12 protein-coding genes are annotated in these 14,059 nt (G+C 54.2%); 2 read left to right on the top strand and 10 right to left on the bottom strand.

The features are described 5' to 3' along the window. Positions 1-9: 9 nt before the first annotated feature. From R6H26_RS08415 to R6H26_RS08450, 8 genes are all read right to left on the bottom strand, one after another. Positions 10-1,134: a Gfo/Idh/MocA family protein gene (locus tag R6H26_RS08415; RefSeq protein ID WP_404789956.1), complete on the bottom strand. Its 1,125-nt coding sequence runs from the start codon at positions 1,132-1,134 to the stop codon at positions 10-12. A gap of 51 nt (positions 1,135-1,185) precedes the next feature. Next, positions 1,186-4,368, bottom strand: coding sequence for a response regulator (locus tag R6H26_RS08420; protein WP_404789958.1), 3,183 nt, complete (start codon positions 4,366-4,368; stop codon positions 1,186-1,188). A gap of 199 nt (positions 4,369-4,567) precedes the next feature. Next, positions 4,568-4,807, bottom strand: a complete 240-nt coding sequence (locus R6H26_RS08425; protein ID WP_404789960.1) for a hypothetical protein — start codon at positions 4,805-4,807, stop codon at positions 4,568-4,570. 72 nt (positions 4,808-4,879) lie between these two features. Further along, positions 4,880-5,185 (bottom strand): hypothetical protein, encoded by a 306-nt coding sequence (locus R6H26_RS08430; RefSeq protein ID WP_404789962.1) that lies wholly within the window; start codon positions 5,183-5,185, stop codon positions 4,880-4,882. Positions 5,186-5,198: 13 nt separating this feature from the next. Beyond that, positions 5,199-6,716: an NAD(P)H-hydrate dehydratase gene (locus R6H26_RS08435; RefSeq protein ID WP_404791255.1), complete on the bottom strand. Its 1,518-nt coding sequence runs from the start codon at positions 6,714-6,716 to the stop codon at positions 5,199-5,201. A 73-nt stretch (positions 6,717-6,789) separates the two neighbouring features. Further along, positions 6,790-7,251: a photosystem I reaction center subunit XI gene (locus R6H26_RS08440; RefSeq protein WP_404789964.1), complete on the bottom strand. Its 462-nt coding sequence runs from the start codon at positions 7,249-7,251 to the stop codon at positions 6,790-6,792. A 173-nt stretch (positions 7,252-7,424) separates the two neighbouring features. Then, positions 7,425-7,541, bottom strand: a complete 117-nt coding sequence (gene psaJ, locus R6H26_RS08445) for a photosystem I reaction center subunit IX (protein ID WP_404789965.1) — start codon at positions 7,539-7,541, stop codon at positions 7,425-7,427. 55 nt (positions 7,542-7,596) lie between these two features. Next, the gene (locus tag R6H26_RS08450; protein ID WP_404789967.1) at positions 7,597-8,091 is read right to left on the bottom strand and encodes a Photosystem I reaction center subunit III; all 495 of its coding nucleotides are present in this window, start codon (positions 8,089-8,091) and stop codon (positions 7,597-7,599) included. A 171-nt stretch (positions 8,092-8,262) separates the two neighbouring features. Between R6H26_RS08450 and tsaD the strand changes: the two genes are divergently transcribed. Continuing rightward, positions 8,263-9,339 carry a tRNA (adenosine(37)-N6)-threonylcarbamoyltransferase complex transferase subunit TsaD gene (gene tsaD, locus R6H26_RS08455; RefSeq protein ID WP_404789969.1) on the top strand — a complete coding sequence of 359 codons (1,077 nt, stop codon included), beginning with the start codon at positions 8,263-8,265 and terminating at the stop codon, positions 9,337-9,339. A gap of 74 nt (positions 9,340-9,413) precedes the next feature. Further along, a complete protein-coding gene (locus tag R6H26_RS08460) occupies positions 9,414-10,157 on the top strand; it encodes an HpsJ family protein (RefSeq protein ID WP_404789971.1) in 744 nt (247 codons plus the stop codon). Here the strand turns inward: R6H26_RS08460 and R6H26_RS08465 are convergent. Together R6H26_RS08465 and R6H26_RS08470 are read right to left on the bottom strand one after the other, a co-directional pair. Continuing rightward, positions 10,069-11,085, bottom strand: a complete 1,017-nt coding sequence (locus R6H26_RS08465) for an alpha/beta fold hydrolase (RefSeq protein ID WP_404789973.1) — start codon at positions 11,083-11,085, stop codon at positions 10,069-10,071. The genes R6H26_RS08460 and R6H26_RS08465 overlap by 89 nt on opposite strands. Positions 11,086-11,308: 223 nt before the next feature. Then, positions 11,309-14,044: an AAA family ATPase gene (locus R6H26_RS08470; RefSeq protein ID WP_404789975.1), complete on the bottom strand. Its 2,736-nt coding sequence runs from the start codon at positions 14,042-14,044 to the stop codon at positions 11,309-11,311. Positions 14,045-14,059 lie beyond the last annotated feature (15 nt).

Here is a 14,059-nt window from a genome sequence, read left to right on the forward strand (position 1 = left end):
AGGCTTAGCTTACGCCCAAGGCATGGGGGCGATCGGTTCAAAGGTGGTCTTAGGTTTGTAAGACACCCCTGAGGTAGCATTCTGAATCGCCAGTACCACTTCGTTGACGTGCAGCGAAAATTCTGCAGAAAGGCGGCAGGGACGCTGGTTTTCGATCGCATCGGCCAATTCTGCAACCCCGCGAGCGTAGTCCATTTGCTGGCCTTTTTTGATGCTTTGCTTCTTCTGGCTGGAGCACACTAAAGGATACTGACGAGACAGCGGATTGAGGAAGGTTTTGCGGCGGAAGGTGAGCGATCGCCGCACGAACACGGGCGAATTATAAAACCAACAGTCGCGGGTATACAGGATACCCTCGTCCCCAATAATTTTGAGCGCGTGGTCGTGGGGGGCCACAATGCTACAGGTCAGACGGGCCACCACGCCGGAGGCAAACTGAAGGCAGGCGACGGAAAAATCCGGGGCGTTCTTGGGTTCTAAAGGTGCATCCGTTTGCTTATCGGGCACTTGACAGGACGCAAAGGCAGTTACAGAGGCGATCGGCCCAAAAAAGGCGGCCAACCAAGTCACGTAGTAGCCTGCGTGTTCGAGGGTGCAGCCCACCTCGAACTCATCCTGGGCGGGCCAAGGGATGCCAGAACTGCTTTGCCACTGACGGTAGGGCATTTTATGCAGCAACCCGTCGTCCATTTCGGCATAGACGACCCGGACGGAACCAACGGTCTTTTCCCGAAGCGCTTTCCATAGGGTCTGGGCCGTCTCCCCCAGTAAATTGCAGGGAGCACAGGACAGATACAGCCCTTGGCTTTGGGCTAGGGCGACTAGGTGTTGAGCCTCCTCAAAGGCCATGGCAAGGGGTTTTTCGGAATAAACGTGCTTGCCTACATTGAGGCAAGCCTTGGATATTTCAAAGTGACTGCGCGGATTAGTGAGATTGAGTACTAGCTCGACGCTAGAGTCGTCGAGAAGGGCTTGGAGACTAGGGTAGAGCGGTAAACTATGAAATTTGGCAAAATGCGCGGCGCGATCCGGGTCGCGATCCGTGACGCCTGCCACCGTTAACTGGGGATAAGAGCGCAGCGTACTGATGTAATAGTCGGCTACAAATCCGCAGCCTACAATGGCAATCCGCATTCAAACCATCCTAGATCTAAGGCTTACTCGAGAGCGCTGGGGTTCGGTCGGCTAGGGTACGGCGGTCAATCGGAGGTTTTCATGCGCGCGTTCGAGGGCGCTCGTTGCCTGACCCACGGCTGAGGAAATCTGGGGATAGAGTTCCCGCGCCCCGATCGTAGTGCCCGATTTGCCAATTTGCTCTAGATCGCGACAAAGCTGTCCTACCCGAACCGCACCTAGATTGACGCTGCCGGAACGGAGCGCGTGGGCAGATTGTCGCAGGGCTTCCGGGTTGGCTTGGGCGATTGCCGTCTCGATGGCCGCCAGCCGCTGCGGCACGTCTTGAGCGTAGGCATCCAGCAGTTCCCGCAAAAGCTCTGCCGCTGCATCGGGACCGACCATTTGCAAAAATCCGTCGAGGACAGATGGATCGAGAATCATCGCTGTTTCTGGGGGCAGAGGAGATGGATCGTCTGATAAAGCGCTTTGTCCTAATTCTAAGAATAAGGAGTTTTCGCCCTTTTGGAGCGCCGCTTCTAAATCTTGAATCCGTAAAGGCTTGGTAAGATAATCCTGCATCCCGGCTTGCAGGCAGCGATCGCGATCGTCCGTCATGGCATAGGCAGTCAGGGCAATGATGTAGGGACGCTGAGAACTTTGCCATTCCGCGCGGATGGCCCGAGCGGCAGAAATCCCGTCCATTATCGGCATTTCAATATCCATCAGGATCAGGTTGTAATTGTCTTGACGTAGAGCTGCAACGGCCTCAGCGCCGTTATTGGCAACCTTGAAGTCATAGCCAAGCTGCTTCAGCATGAATTGAGCGACCGTTTGATTCACTGGATTATCCTCGACAAGCAGGACTGGCGTTTTTTCAATAACTGTGGATGCAGCCGTTAGGGAAGCGGGAGCGCGGGTCGGCAGGGGAGGGACGGGGTCGGGAACGGAAATAGACTTAGTGGCAATCGTAAAATAAAAGGTCGAGCCAGGGCCTGTCTCCAGCGTCAAAGCGGTCGGACCTCCTTGCAGAAGGGGATTCAAAAAGGGTTGCCACTGGTTTGGCGGATCGCCCCCGAGACTCCCCCGACTTTCTACCCAAAGATGACCGCCCATTAAACGCGTCAACTGGTGGCTGATGGCCAAGCCCAACCCGGTGCCGCCGTACTTGCGCGTGATGGAGGTGTCGACCTGGCTGAAGGGCTGAAACAGCGTCGTTTGCTGCTGGGTAGAAATGCCGATGCCCGTATCTCGAATCGCAAACTGGAGTTCGTAGCGGGGGGAAAACGGATCGGGGCGGCGGGCGATCGCTCGAATCGAAATCTGACCCGCATCCGTAAATTTGATCGCATTGCTAATCAGGTTTGTCAGAACTTGCCGCAGTCGATAGCTGTCTCCTTCAACCTGCTGGGGCACCTCCGGGTCGATAAACCATTTCAGCGCCAGCCCTTTTTCATGACATTGAGGCACCAATAATTCAATGGCTGAAGTAATGCAGGCGCGAACGTTAAACGTATGGTTGTCAATTTGAAGCTTGCCAGCCTCGATTTTAGAAAAGTCTAAAATATCGTTGAGCAACGTCAGCAACGCTTCGCTGCCGTTGCGAATAATGTTGAGATACTGCGCTTGCTGGGGGTTGAGGTGCGTGACGTGCAATAAATCCAAGGTGCCGATCACGGCGTTCATGGGAGTGCGGATCTCGTGACTCATCATGGCCAGAAATTCGCTTTTGGCGCGGCTGGCTGCCTCTGCGGCGCGGGTGGCAACAACCAGATCTTGGTTTTGTTGGGAAAGCTGTTTGCGATGGGCCGTTTCTTGTTCTAGGAGTTGGGCTTGGGCGAGGGCAATCCCGACTTGGGCTGCAACGGCTTCGAGCAGCTCGATCTCGTCCGGCTGCCAGCTACGAGGGCGATCGCACTGATGCAGGCTCAGAAGGCCGTTCGGTTTGCCTTGATAGGAGGTCCGAACGGCAAGCATGGACTTAACGTCGAGTTGCGCGCACAGCGAATGGACGGGCGCGAGCAAAGGCTCTTGAGATACATCTTCCGAAACCACTGCTGATTCTTGATGCAATGTCGTGAGTGCGTGGGGATTGTTCGCGACTGGAATCTCTACGTCGGCCATGGAGACGACTCCATCTTTTCGATATTCGGCAGCGCAAAAAATTTTAGGCTCGGGGTGTTCGGTATAGGTACAGAGCACGCAGCGACTGACCTGAAACGCTTTGCCAACCTGATCGACCGTGGTCTGAAAAATGAGGGAGGTCTCTAAACTGCCTCGAATTTTTTGAGTAATTTGTTTGAGTAAAACCGTTTGCTTGAGCTGCTGCTGAACTGCGTTTTGGTACTGCTGGCGCTCCATTTCGCTCCCAACCCACTGGGCCATAAACCGGAGCAAATCTTTTTGAAAAGGCTGAAACGTCACAGGCGAAGGTGTTGCGCTGCCAAAGCATAGAAGCCAGTGGGCCTGTTTGCCACTGGTCACTCGAATACTAAACCAAGACCGGAAGGATCGATCTTCATTGGAAAATAGCGATCCCTCCGGGGATTGTTCTGCAAAACCAAGATGTTCGTAATCGATGGGGGAGTCGTGCTTGGCGGTTAAAGCGCAGAGTTCGAAAAAAACACCATCGCAGAGTGACGACGGATCGAAGGTGACTGGGGTGTGGGTCGGGGTGGGGTTGTAGTGTACTTGCGCTAAAACCTTGGGCGAGTTGTTAGACCATTCGCAGAATAGACCGTACTCTAGGCCAAACCACTCGCACCCCATGTTGAGCAACCTCTCGATCCGCTTTGAAAAGTGTAGGTCGCGGGCGGCAATGACTTCGCTGAGGAGGCGATCGCGTCCCTTGAGTTCTTCTGCTGCGTTGGGGGGGATGGTAATGGCTGAGACAAGTTGGGGATTGATAGCCGCTAGCTCTTGAATGCTGGCGGCTGCGAAGTATTGGGCCTGAACCCGTTCGCCCAAGGCAATGCGATCGCCATTTTGGAGGCCGTAACTGTCGCACGCGCGATCGTTAACGGTGATGCCGTTGGTACTGCGCTGCCCCTCTAAAGTGCCGTCAACGAGGCGGAAGGTGGAGATCTCAGACGAATGGGGCGCCGCTGTTCTCACCAGGGTGGCGTGGTGCCGGGAAACAGCTGGAGAAGACACTAGAATCGAGCTGCGCGAATCTCGCCCGATAGAATAACTGTCTGCTTCTAAGGGAATGGTCCGCTTGCCAAAACGGTCGCAAATAACTAAAAAGTGATGCACAATCTAAGGCCCGTGGCGATCCATGAGGGTTGGAACGAAGGATACCCGCTCGAAGAATGGATGGGCGAGGCTCTTCTTACACTCAGGATGCCCTCGTACGGGAAGGCTGGTGCTATCTACCTAAAGGGTAGGTAGGCCGTTGAAGGCTAAAAGATGCGTCTGGTGGGTCGCGTGCGGTACATCCCTAAGTCGTATATCCCTAAATCAAAGAAGACCAAGATGGCACGTAAGAATCTGACTGTTGCATAATTTGCTGGAGTTCTTCGTGTTCCATTGCTCGGAGTGCCATTGAAAGACCCATTTGGACAATGCTGAGGCGCTGTCTGGCTTCTTCGCTGAGTTCTTCAGCGGCTGCTTCCGTGCAGGCCAAAATCGTGGCGGTCATGCTGAGGTTGTCGGCGGTTACAGCTAAAGCTTCGGCGAGTAAACTGGTGAACATAATCTCAAACCTGTTTCGCTGAACTGAACTACTCCTTCATCATTGAGCAGGCCAACCGATATTAATACTGGATTAATACTGAACTTTAGTCTGTGTCTCTACATCCATCTCTCTGGGTTTACGCGGATAAAACAGGTTGGCAAGATCGTACAGATGTTCTGATGCCAGTCGCTTCGAGGTTTTTTGTATTGTCAGGGATTCATGACAATTAACTCGCGATCGAGATTCCGTAAGTTTGCAGAGGCGTTTCCTGTCGATCGAATTTGGGGGCATCGTCAGCGGTTGCAAATGCGGTCTGAAACCCGTGCGAGTCTTAAGAAGCGCATCGGGTCGAGCTGTGGCGATCGCCGCGATCCGTTCTCCGTGGAAATACGGCATTCTTCCAACCGCTCTATCCCAAGCCCGCCTTCAGGGCGGGTATCAACGATTCCGCAAGCATTTCGGCATTCACGCCCATCGACGTATGTTGCCGAGCCGCCCAACATCCCGCGCGAGCATGCCACCACACGGCTACCTGCACGGCAGACTCCAGCGATCGTCCTTGCCGTTGGGCCTGGGCCATCAATCCGCCCATCACACCCGTCAAAACATCTCCGCTGCCACCGCGAGCTAAAGCGGGCGTGCTTTCAGCGTTAACCCAAGCCCGACCGTCAGGCGCTGCAATCGTCGTGCAGGCTCCTTTTAGCACGATCGCGGCGCGACTGATTCGAGCGGCTTGGCGAGCGGCAACAAGGGGTGAAGTGTCAGCCAATTGCGGAAACAATCGCTGAAATTCTCCAGCGTGGGGAGTCAAAACCGTAATGGCCGTCCGGGTTTGCAGCTGTTCTACCCCCAGTCGAGCGAGTAAATTGAGCCCGTCCGCATCGAGGATAGATGGGCGATCGCGCTCTAATACTTGCTCCAATACCGTCGTAGATTCCGCTGTCACGCCGGGGCCGTAGGCGATCGCATCAAATCGTCCCAACTCTAAATCCTCGGGAAGCCGAGCAATTGCCCCGCGCTCCGTCTCCTCGCAACTGACGACGACGGCATCGGGAAGCCGCGCGACAACGAGGGGCTTTAGATTGACCGGAACGGCGATCGTCAACATTCCCACGCCAGAGGCGCGCGCGCCGAGTCCCGCTAAAATGACGCTACCGGGATATTTCTGAGAACCGCCGACGAGCAGCAGGTGACCTTGTTTGTATTTGTGGGTAGCGGGCGATCGCGCTAAGGGCAGTTGCCGCACCATCTCCTGGGCAACGAGTTGCTGAACGGCAAGCGGCTCGCCCGGAATCGCCTCAATGCACGCCCACGGAATATCGAAATCGACGAGCTCTCGCTGCCCCGCCCACTCAAGGGAAGCATCTTGCATCAACCCTAGCTTCCAAAGTCCCAAACAAAGCGTGTGGGTAGCGCGGACTGCTGCCCCCAAAACTTCCCCCGTATCGGTATGAATGCCTGAGGGTAAATCGATCGCGATCGTGGGTTTATCCCATTGGTTGATCGTATGGATGGTTTCGGCGATCGCCCCCTCTAACGCCCGCTCCAGCCCGAACCCAAACAGCCCATCCACCAAAACGTGGCAAGCGGACAGATCCTCGACGCCAGTGCAGAAGGGAATTGCAAAGAGCGATCGTGCAACTTGCGCGTGGGCTGCCGTCAAATCCTTACAGCGCTCGAAGGGCTGATAGATCCGCACATGATAGCCCCGCACCCATAGCTCTCGCGCCACGACCAAGGCATCGCCTCCATTGTGACCCGGTCCGACCAAAATCCCAACGGAAGGAAACACCTCCAACGGAAAAAGGGCCTGAACGCGACTTGCAATCAGACCCCCTACTTTTTCCATGAGCGCAGCAACTGGCATTCCACCCGCAAAAATGAGAGACTCGATCTCCCGCATTTGCCGTGCCGACACGATCGGCACCTGAATCTGGATAGACCGCTGCGATCGGCGGCTTACCCGTGGGTCGAAACCTTCAGTCACTGGCGTCGCTCAGCTAGATAATGGCGGAAAATGCATCCCCAATCCATATGATGGCACCAGCAAAAACGGCTCCACCAATCCCGCCAATTAAGAAACCGCCTGCAAACTCATTCCAACCTTCAGAATCTAGATCGGTCGGGGCAGGTGCTGCCAAATTGCCGATCGGTGCATCCGGTTTGCTGCCCGCGTAGAGTGAGAGGCAAACCGTCAAAATCACAACCAGCCCGCACGCGCCCAGCACGCCCGCCAAACTAGAAATTTCAGTATTGCGAAGCGGCCCTAGCTTTGCAAAGGGACCGTAGAGCAAATAGCCGTGAGCCATTCCAATTTCAAGGGCGCGACGAAACGGCTTCAACCCGATGCGATAGGCGGGTAAGTTTTGAATGAGAGCCTTGGTGAACTCCGAAGAGTTGATGGGAGTGGCTAAGTTCCCAATTTGCGGATCGCCCGGAGCTTTAATAACGTCTACTGCCATGGATTTTTCTACTTTCAATAAGGTTGGGTGACAACAATAAAAACGCAAAGCCATCTCATTTTAACAACCGCTGAAGTCAATAAAATGAGATGACACTGCTAGAGATTCAGGTTTTCGAGAAAAATCTTTCATTTTCCACACAGAAAATTCAGACCTGCTCGGACTTATCGCGATTAAAGCGGGTGAAATAGCAAATCGGGGTAAAACCGATTGAATTCGATCATAATCCCCGCCGTCAGGGTAAACCAAATTGCGGCTACGACAGGGGCAGAAGCCAAAAATCTTGCCATGGGGTTCTCCAAATGGATGTTTAAGAGTCGGAAAGGAACAGCGAACTGAGGTGCTCTAACGGGGAGAAACCGTAATTTCGCCGTCTTTGGCAAACATCTCGCCCGAGGTGAATTCCTTTAAAGCCAATAGGGGCCATAGTCCAGCAGCAACCGTGCAGCTAAATGCTAACGGAAGATTGAGGATAATTTCTGACATTGCTGCATCCTTGCCCTTGCGAACCGCGATCAAATAGGAACGACCCGCCCAGCCAATGGTGCCCGTGATGTAAAGAAACATGATGCTCGGCAACAAAAAGTCGCCAGCATGGCTGAGACGACCATCCACAATGAGGTGAGGTAGGCCTTCAGGACCGCAGAGGGCTTGACCGTAACGCTCAAACCGCTTGGCTCCAGAATCGGGATCCGCGGTGGTGGGGCGGGCGGTCTTGGCCCGTTGCTGAAACGCAGGCGTGTCACTGCACTTGGTCAGGCCTGCCACATCTGCCGATGCCGATGGCGCAAAACCCAACCACAGGGTAAAAACTAAAATGAGAGCAAACAATCGACGCATAGAGTTGTTTCCCTTTATTTACACAACAAGCCAGTCATAAAAGCAAAAAAGACTTTTCGCTATAGGTTGCCTACAGACTCACACTCTCTGTAAAACCTTACAAAACAATCTGTCATGTAAAGGGTGAAGGTTTGAGAGAATAGGCATACTCATTCAAAAAACTACCAGCTAATGGCTACTGTTTTGGCAATTGAAACGAGTTGTGACGAAACTGCAGCGGCAGTTGTTAAAAAACGTCACATTTTGAGTAACGTCGTATCGTCCCAGATTCTGACGCATCAGCCCTTCGGCGGGGTGGTACCGGAGGTGGCATCCCGCCAGCATGTCGAGACGATTAATGCCACGGTCGCGGCTGCGGTGGCGCAGTCCGGCTTGAGTTGGGCCGAAATTGACGGGATTGCCTCGACCTGCGCGCCCGGTCTGATGGGCTCGCTGCTGGTGGGGTTGACGACTGCGAAAACTCTAGCGATGCTCTACGACAAGCCTTTCTTAGGGGTCCATCACCTGGAAGGCCATATCTATGCATCCTACCTAGAACGGCCCGATTTAGAACCTCCCTTTTTGTGCCTTTTGGTGTCTGGGGGGCATACCAGCCTGATTGTCGTGAAGGATTGCGGTATCTACGAAATAGTGGGCCAAACCCGCGACGATGCTGTAGGCGAAGCCTTTGACAAGGTTGCACGGTTGATGGGGTTAGGCTACCCAGGCGGTCCCGCGATCGACCGGGCGGCCCAGGCGGGAAATCCTCTGGCTTTTCCGTTGCCCGAAGGCAATATCTCTTTGCCGGAAGGGGGCTACCATCCCTACGACACCAGCTTCAGCGGACTCAAAACAGCCGTGCTCCGCTTGATTGAATCCCTTGAGGCCAAGTCTATCCCCTTGCCCGTGGCAGATCTGGCTGCGAGTTTTCAGCATACGATCGCGAAATCCTTGACCCGCCGCACCGTGCGATGCGCGTTGAATTATGGGCTGCAAACCGTTGCGATTGGCGGAGGGGTGGCGGCCAATAGCGGGTTGCGATCGCACCTGAGCGCTGCCGCCCAAGTCCAGGGACTCCAGGTCATTTTTCCTAAACTGGCGTTGTGTACTGATAATGCGGCAATGGTGGCCTGTGCGGCGGCGGCGCATTTGCAGTTGGGGCATCGATCGTCCTTGGGGCTGGGCGCGCAGTCGAGATTGGCAATCTCAGACGTGATGGCGCTCTACAAGCAGGATAAAATAACGTTGCCTTTGGCTCTTTCCGCCTAAATTGTCAGCCTGCTTGCATTGCAAGAGCCGCAGCAAGTGGGCTGTCCAGCCTCAATAAACAGGAACTTTGCACCATGTTTGACAAATCTAATTCTCAGCCTCGGAGTTCAACCATCAGGATGCTGCGGCTGGTTGGCTACGTGCTTTTACTGCTGTCAATCTTGGATGCGATCGATCTTTTGATTCCACCTCGCTTTATGAACCCTGAATGGGAAATTCAGCTCATTACAGAATTGGTGGAACGCGTGGCCGTTCCTTTAATTGGTCTGGCCTTAGTTTTCTATAAAGACCTGGATTTCAGGCTCAAGTTTGAAATTTTGCTATTGAAGGGGTTTTCCTCGGCTGCTTTAGTTGCGGGAATGGGCTATCTTTTATTGCTGCCGCTGTTGGTCGTCGATACCTTTCGCTACGATGCTTCGATCTTGGGGCAGACCAATACCTTAATGGACCAGCGCATGACCCAGATCGAGCAGATCGAACAGCGATTGAGCAAAGCTGCGTCTAAGCCAGAGCTGAGCGCTCTCTTCAGTCGATTCAGCGGCCAAGCACTGCCGCCAAATTTGGCCAGCCAAGATTTTCCTTCTCTCAAACAAGAACTGTTAGAGACAATTGCCAGGGGAAAACCAGCCGTCCGCAAGCAAGTGAATACTGCGGCTCAAGAACGGCGTTTGAAGCTTTTTAAGACGACGGTAAAGGCATTTTTAGGCGCTGTTATTTCCAGCTTTTGCTTTATTTATATTTGGTCTCTGACGCGCTGGATTCGTCGATTTCAGTTGGGTAAGGCGCAAATGGGACAGCCGACTGAGATGGAACTTTAAGACTCGGCGATTTTACGATCTGTTGAAGGGCGGCGGCGATCGCCTCGGGTTGTTCCACCATTCCCATATGTCCGCACTGCGGGATTTCAATGACGTTTTGTGCGCCAGCCTGAAACAAATGATGAAAGCTGGCCAGGTGGTAAACGTACTTTAGCTCCATCACCCGGTCCTGTTGGCCTGCCAAAAAGTAAACGGGCTGCTGCAACTGCGCCACAACTTGGGGCAATAAATGAACTTCTTCCGGCAAGGTAGAGTCGAGGAGCGATCGCCGCGCGGCTTTTGCGTGCGCTGACACAAAGTCAACGACCCGCTGGTGCCCCCACCGCCGCGCTAGCGGCTGGTGCACCATAATGCGGCTGAAGACGAAGTCGAGGAACGGCACTGAAGGGAGCCAAGGGGGACGCACCGCAATCATTTGCTCGCCAGCTTTGCGGAATCGATCGAAGGCTTCTTTGACGTAAATCCCGCCGCCAGCGTTGAGGCAGACGGTGCCTGCGATGGTCTGAGGGGCTAAGCCTGCTGCCCATAGCGCAATACTGCCGCCCAAAGAATGTCCCACCAGCCAAGCCTGCGAAATATCGAGCTGCTTCAGGAGGAGGACGAGATCCTGGGCGTAGGCGGCTGGCGTGTAGGGCGTTTGGATGCTTTTGACCAAGCAGGATTGCACGAAGGAGTCATCTTGACCCAGGGCGATCGCCGTTCTGAGGTCCACGGAATTGACTGCCAAAGTATCTTCGTTACCGGACTCGCCAAACCCCCGGAGATCGTAGGTCAAACATTGGAAATAGGGAGAAAGGATCCGAATTAAAGGCTCCCAGTAGCGACGGCTCAGCAACCACCCGTGAATAAATACTAAGACAGGGCCAGACCCAACGGGGGATGTCAATTCGTAGAAATGTCGAACGCCCAAAACATCAGTGCTTTGCATAGAGTCATCCGGATACTGCGCAAACCTCACGCACCCCTTGCCTCTATCTTCTACTGCCCCTAGGGGTGCTGTCTACTAGCCTTCGCAATTGTCTAAGATATGCGATGGAGCGCTAGAACCGTAAATGTTTGGGGATTCAATACCATTAAATTCAATACAATTTAAGGAGGGTGGAAAGACGAACGCACAAAAGATGAACGCACAATGGTGCCCGCTTCGGACCTTAACGCTCGATGCGAATGACATGTTCGGTGACGGCTTCGAAGGTATCGTCATGGCTGATAACGATGAGCTGCCGAAAGGCCTTGAGGTTGCTGATGGCCTCAGCAAGTTGGCGTCTGCGCTGTCGATCCATATTGGTGGTCGGCTCGTCGAAAAAGGCAATGTCAATATTGGCCAGCACCCGGAGCAGGGCTAAGCGAACCGCAAGCGCCGCACACATTTGCTCCCCGCCGGATAGGCTCTTGAAGCTGCGCCAGTAGCCTCGTTCCCGCACGCTAATTTCGTAGTCTTCGGTCCACTCTAGCGTGACCTCGTCTCGGTTTAGCAATTCTCGGAACAGCCGATCGGCTTCTCTAGAAACTTCTGCTAGGTAGTATTTGGTAATGCGCGGTCCGCTTTGATTGTAGATATGGCGGGCATCTCCCACGAACTGAAGAATTCCCCGTCGCTGCTCTAGAATCAAACGATCGCGATCGCGCTGTTCGGCTAAGGCTTGCCGATCCTGAAGGCGTTGGATGAGGTCTTGAAGCTGCGATTTCTGAGGGGCGAGGCCGCCCTGAAGCTGGTTGTTTTGCTGCTTGAGCTGCTCTAGATTGGCGTTGAGCAAAAGATGTTGCTGCGGATCGTAAAATTGTTGAGCCTCCTGAAGTTGGCTTTGAAGCTGCTCTACCTGCAACTGAAGTGCCGCTAAGGTTGCTTCAGCTTCTGTCTGTTGCGGAGCCAGTTCCCGATACTTGTTGGCTTCTTCTCGATGGCGCAGGTAAAGCTGGTGGTCAGCTTGGTGGGTTTGCGCCAATACCTGCTGCTCCTCCAATAGGGCGTCCAATTTGGCAAAATCTGCAATTTGAGTTTCAAGACCCATCATTTCCTGCTGCATGGGCGTGAGGCCGATCTGAAGCCGCGCTACCTTATCTTGAAGCTTTGCTGCTTGCTGAAGCTGCTGCTGGAGGAGCCGCAGGTTGGCTTTGGGATCGCCGAGCTGTTTGAGTTCGGCTTCGAGTTCGGCGACTTGGGTTTGCAATGGTAGGGCTTGTGCCAGTTGGCGATCGCAGGATTCGCACTGTTCTTCAAGCATTTCTAGTGCCTGTTGAACTTCTGCATACTGCTGTTGCTTCAGCGGTAAAACGGCTAGTTGCTGCTGTTGGTGCTGAGCTGTCTGGAGGACTTCTGCAATGCGGTGCAACTGTTGCTCTAGGGATGCCGTTGCTGCCGGATCGGTTAAGGGTTGGAGGAGCGTTTGGATCGATCGCAAAATCTTAGCATTGAGCGTAATGCCGGACTCGATCGCCTGCTGCAAAAAAGCTAAATCAGGATGGGAGGGCAGTGCTCGATCGAGGAGCATCTTGGCCGCCGCCGCCTGCTGCTGATAGCGATGGTAGGCGGCCTGGGCTGGTTCTACCGTTGACTGTAACTCCCCCGCAAAAGCCTGCCCTGCAAACATCCGACTCAATTGATTCTGAATCTGAAGTCGGTGCTGCTCTAGTTGGGGAATTTGCTCGACCCGATCGGCCAAGGGAAGCAGCGTTTCAATCTCTGTCTTGAGGCGATCTAAGGATGCTTGGTGCTGGATCTGTTGCGTTTGGAATGCTTGGTGCTGAAGTTTTAACGGTTCTAGCGTTTGAAGGGCTTGAAGCGATTGCTTGAGCTGTTGCTCTAAACGCTCCTGCTGGGGAACCAGCGCCTGCCACTGGGCTAAATCTTGGCGAAGTTCGGCAAAGGTGGCGAGCTGTCCTTGGATCTGGGATACTTCCACCTCGCGATCGCGTAGCTGACGGCGCAGTTCTTCGCGCTGCTGGAGGACGGTCTGCTGCTGGCGTCGCTGCTCGGAAAGCTGCTTTAGCGCGTCCTGGGCTGTTTGGTAGATGTGAAAGCTCTCGCGCCTGACGCGGCACACCTCGACTGCTTTTTGGGCGCTCAAACAGGCCGCCGCCAATAATTTTAGGGCTTCTGTCTTGCTGGCCATCTGAAGCTCTAGCTGACGGACTTGCCCTTCTAATGCTTGGACTTGCGTCGCTGCTGCCGCGAATCGATCGACTCGGACCTGGAGCGCCTCGATTTGATGGGCGAGTTGCACGATCTGCGCTTCATCTCGGGCGATGGCTGCTGTCAAGGTATCGGCCTGCTGCTGAAGGTCGGCCCAATCGGCGAGCTGTTGCTCGTAGTTTGCCAACTGCTGGGTCAGGGTGTTGACCTGCGCCTTGGCGTAGGTTTCTAGATCGCGCAGTCGATCGTAGGTTTGCTTGTACTCTTCAACCTTAAGAATCGGGTCGAAGATTTTTTTGCGATCGGCAGGACGCTTCAAAAAATCTGCTGTAAACGTTCCTTGCGGGATGCCGATGGTTTCCGCAAACAGTCGTGCTAAATCGGTGAGGGGGGGGACTCCAAGATGCTCCCGGAGCCACGCCTGTACGTCCTCCAGCTTGCGCATCCCCAGGTTGATGTTGAGTTGGGGGTCGTGTAGCTCGTAGCCGCGACTGGTGCAGCGCCGCGCTTCATAGACGCGCTCGTCCGCTTGGGAAATGAAGCAAACGGTCGCTTGGGCGCTTTTGGCCCCAGTGCGAATGAGCTCGCCTCGCGTGTAGTCGCTGTGGTCGAAGAGAACCCAGGCGATCGCCTCTAAAATGCTGGTTTTTCCCGCACCGTTCTCGCCGCAAATTGCATTGGTGCCGGGAAGAAACTCGTAATGGCGATCGGCGTGGATCTTGAAATTTTTGAGCGTAACCGAACAAATTTCCATGCTGTAGAACAGCCT

Origin of the sequence: Altericista sp. CCNU0014 (assembly GCF_044923475.1) — a bacterium.
In the GTDB taxonomy this organism is placed as follows: domain Bacteria; phylum Cyanobacteriota; class Cyanobacteriia; order Thermosynechococcales; family Thermosynechococcaceae; genus JAAURS01.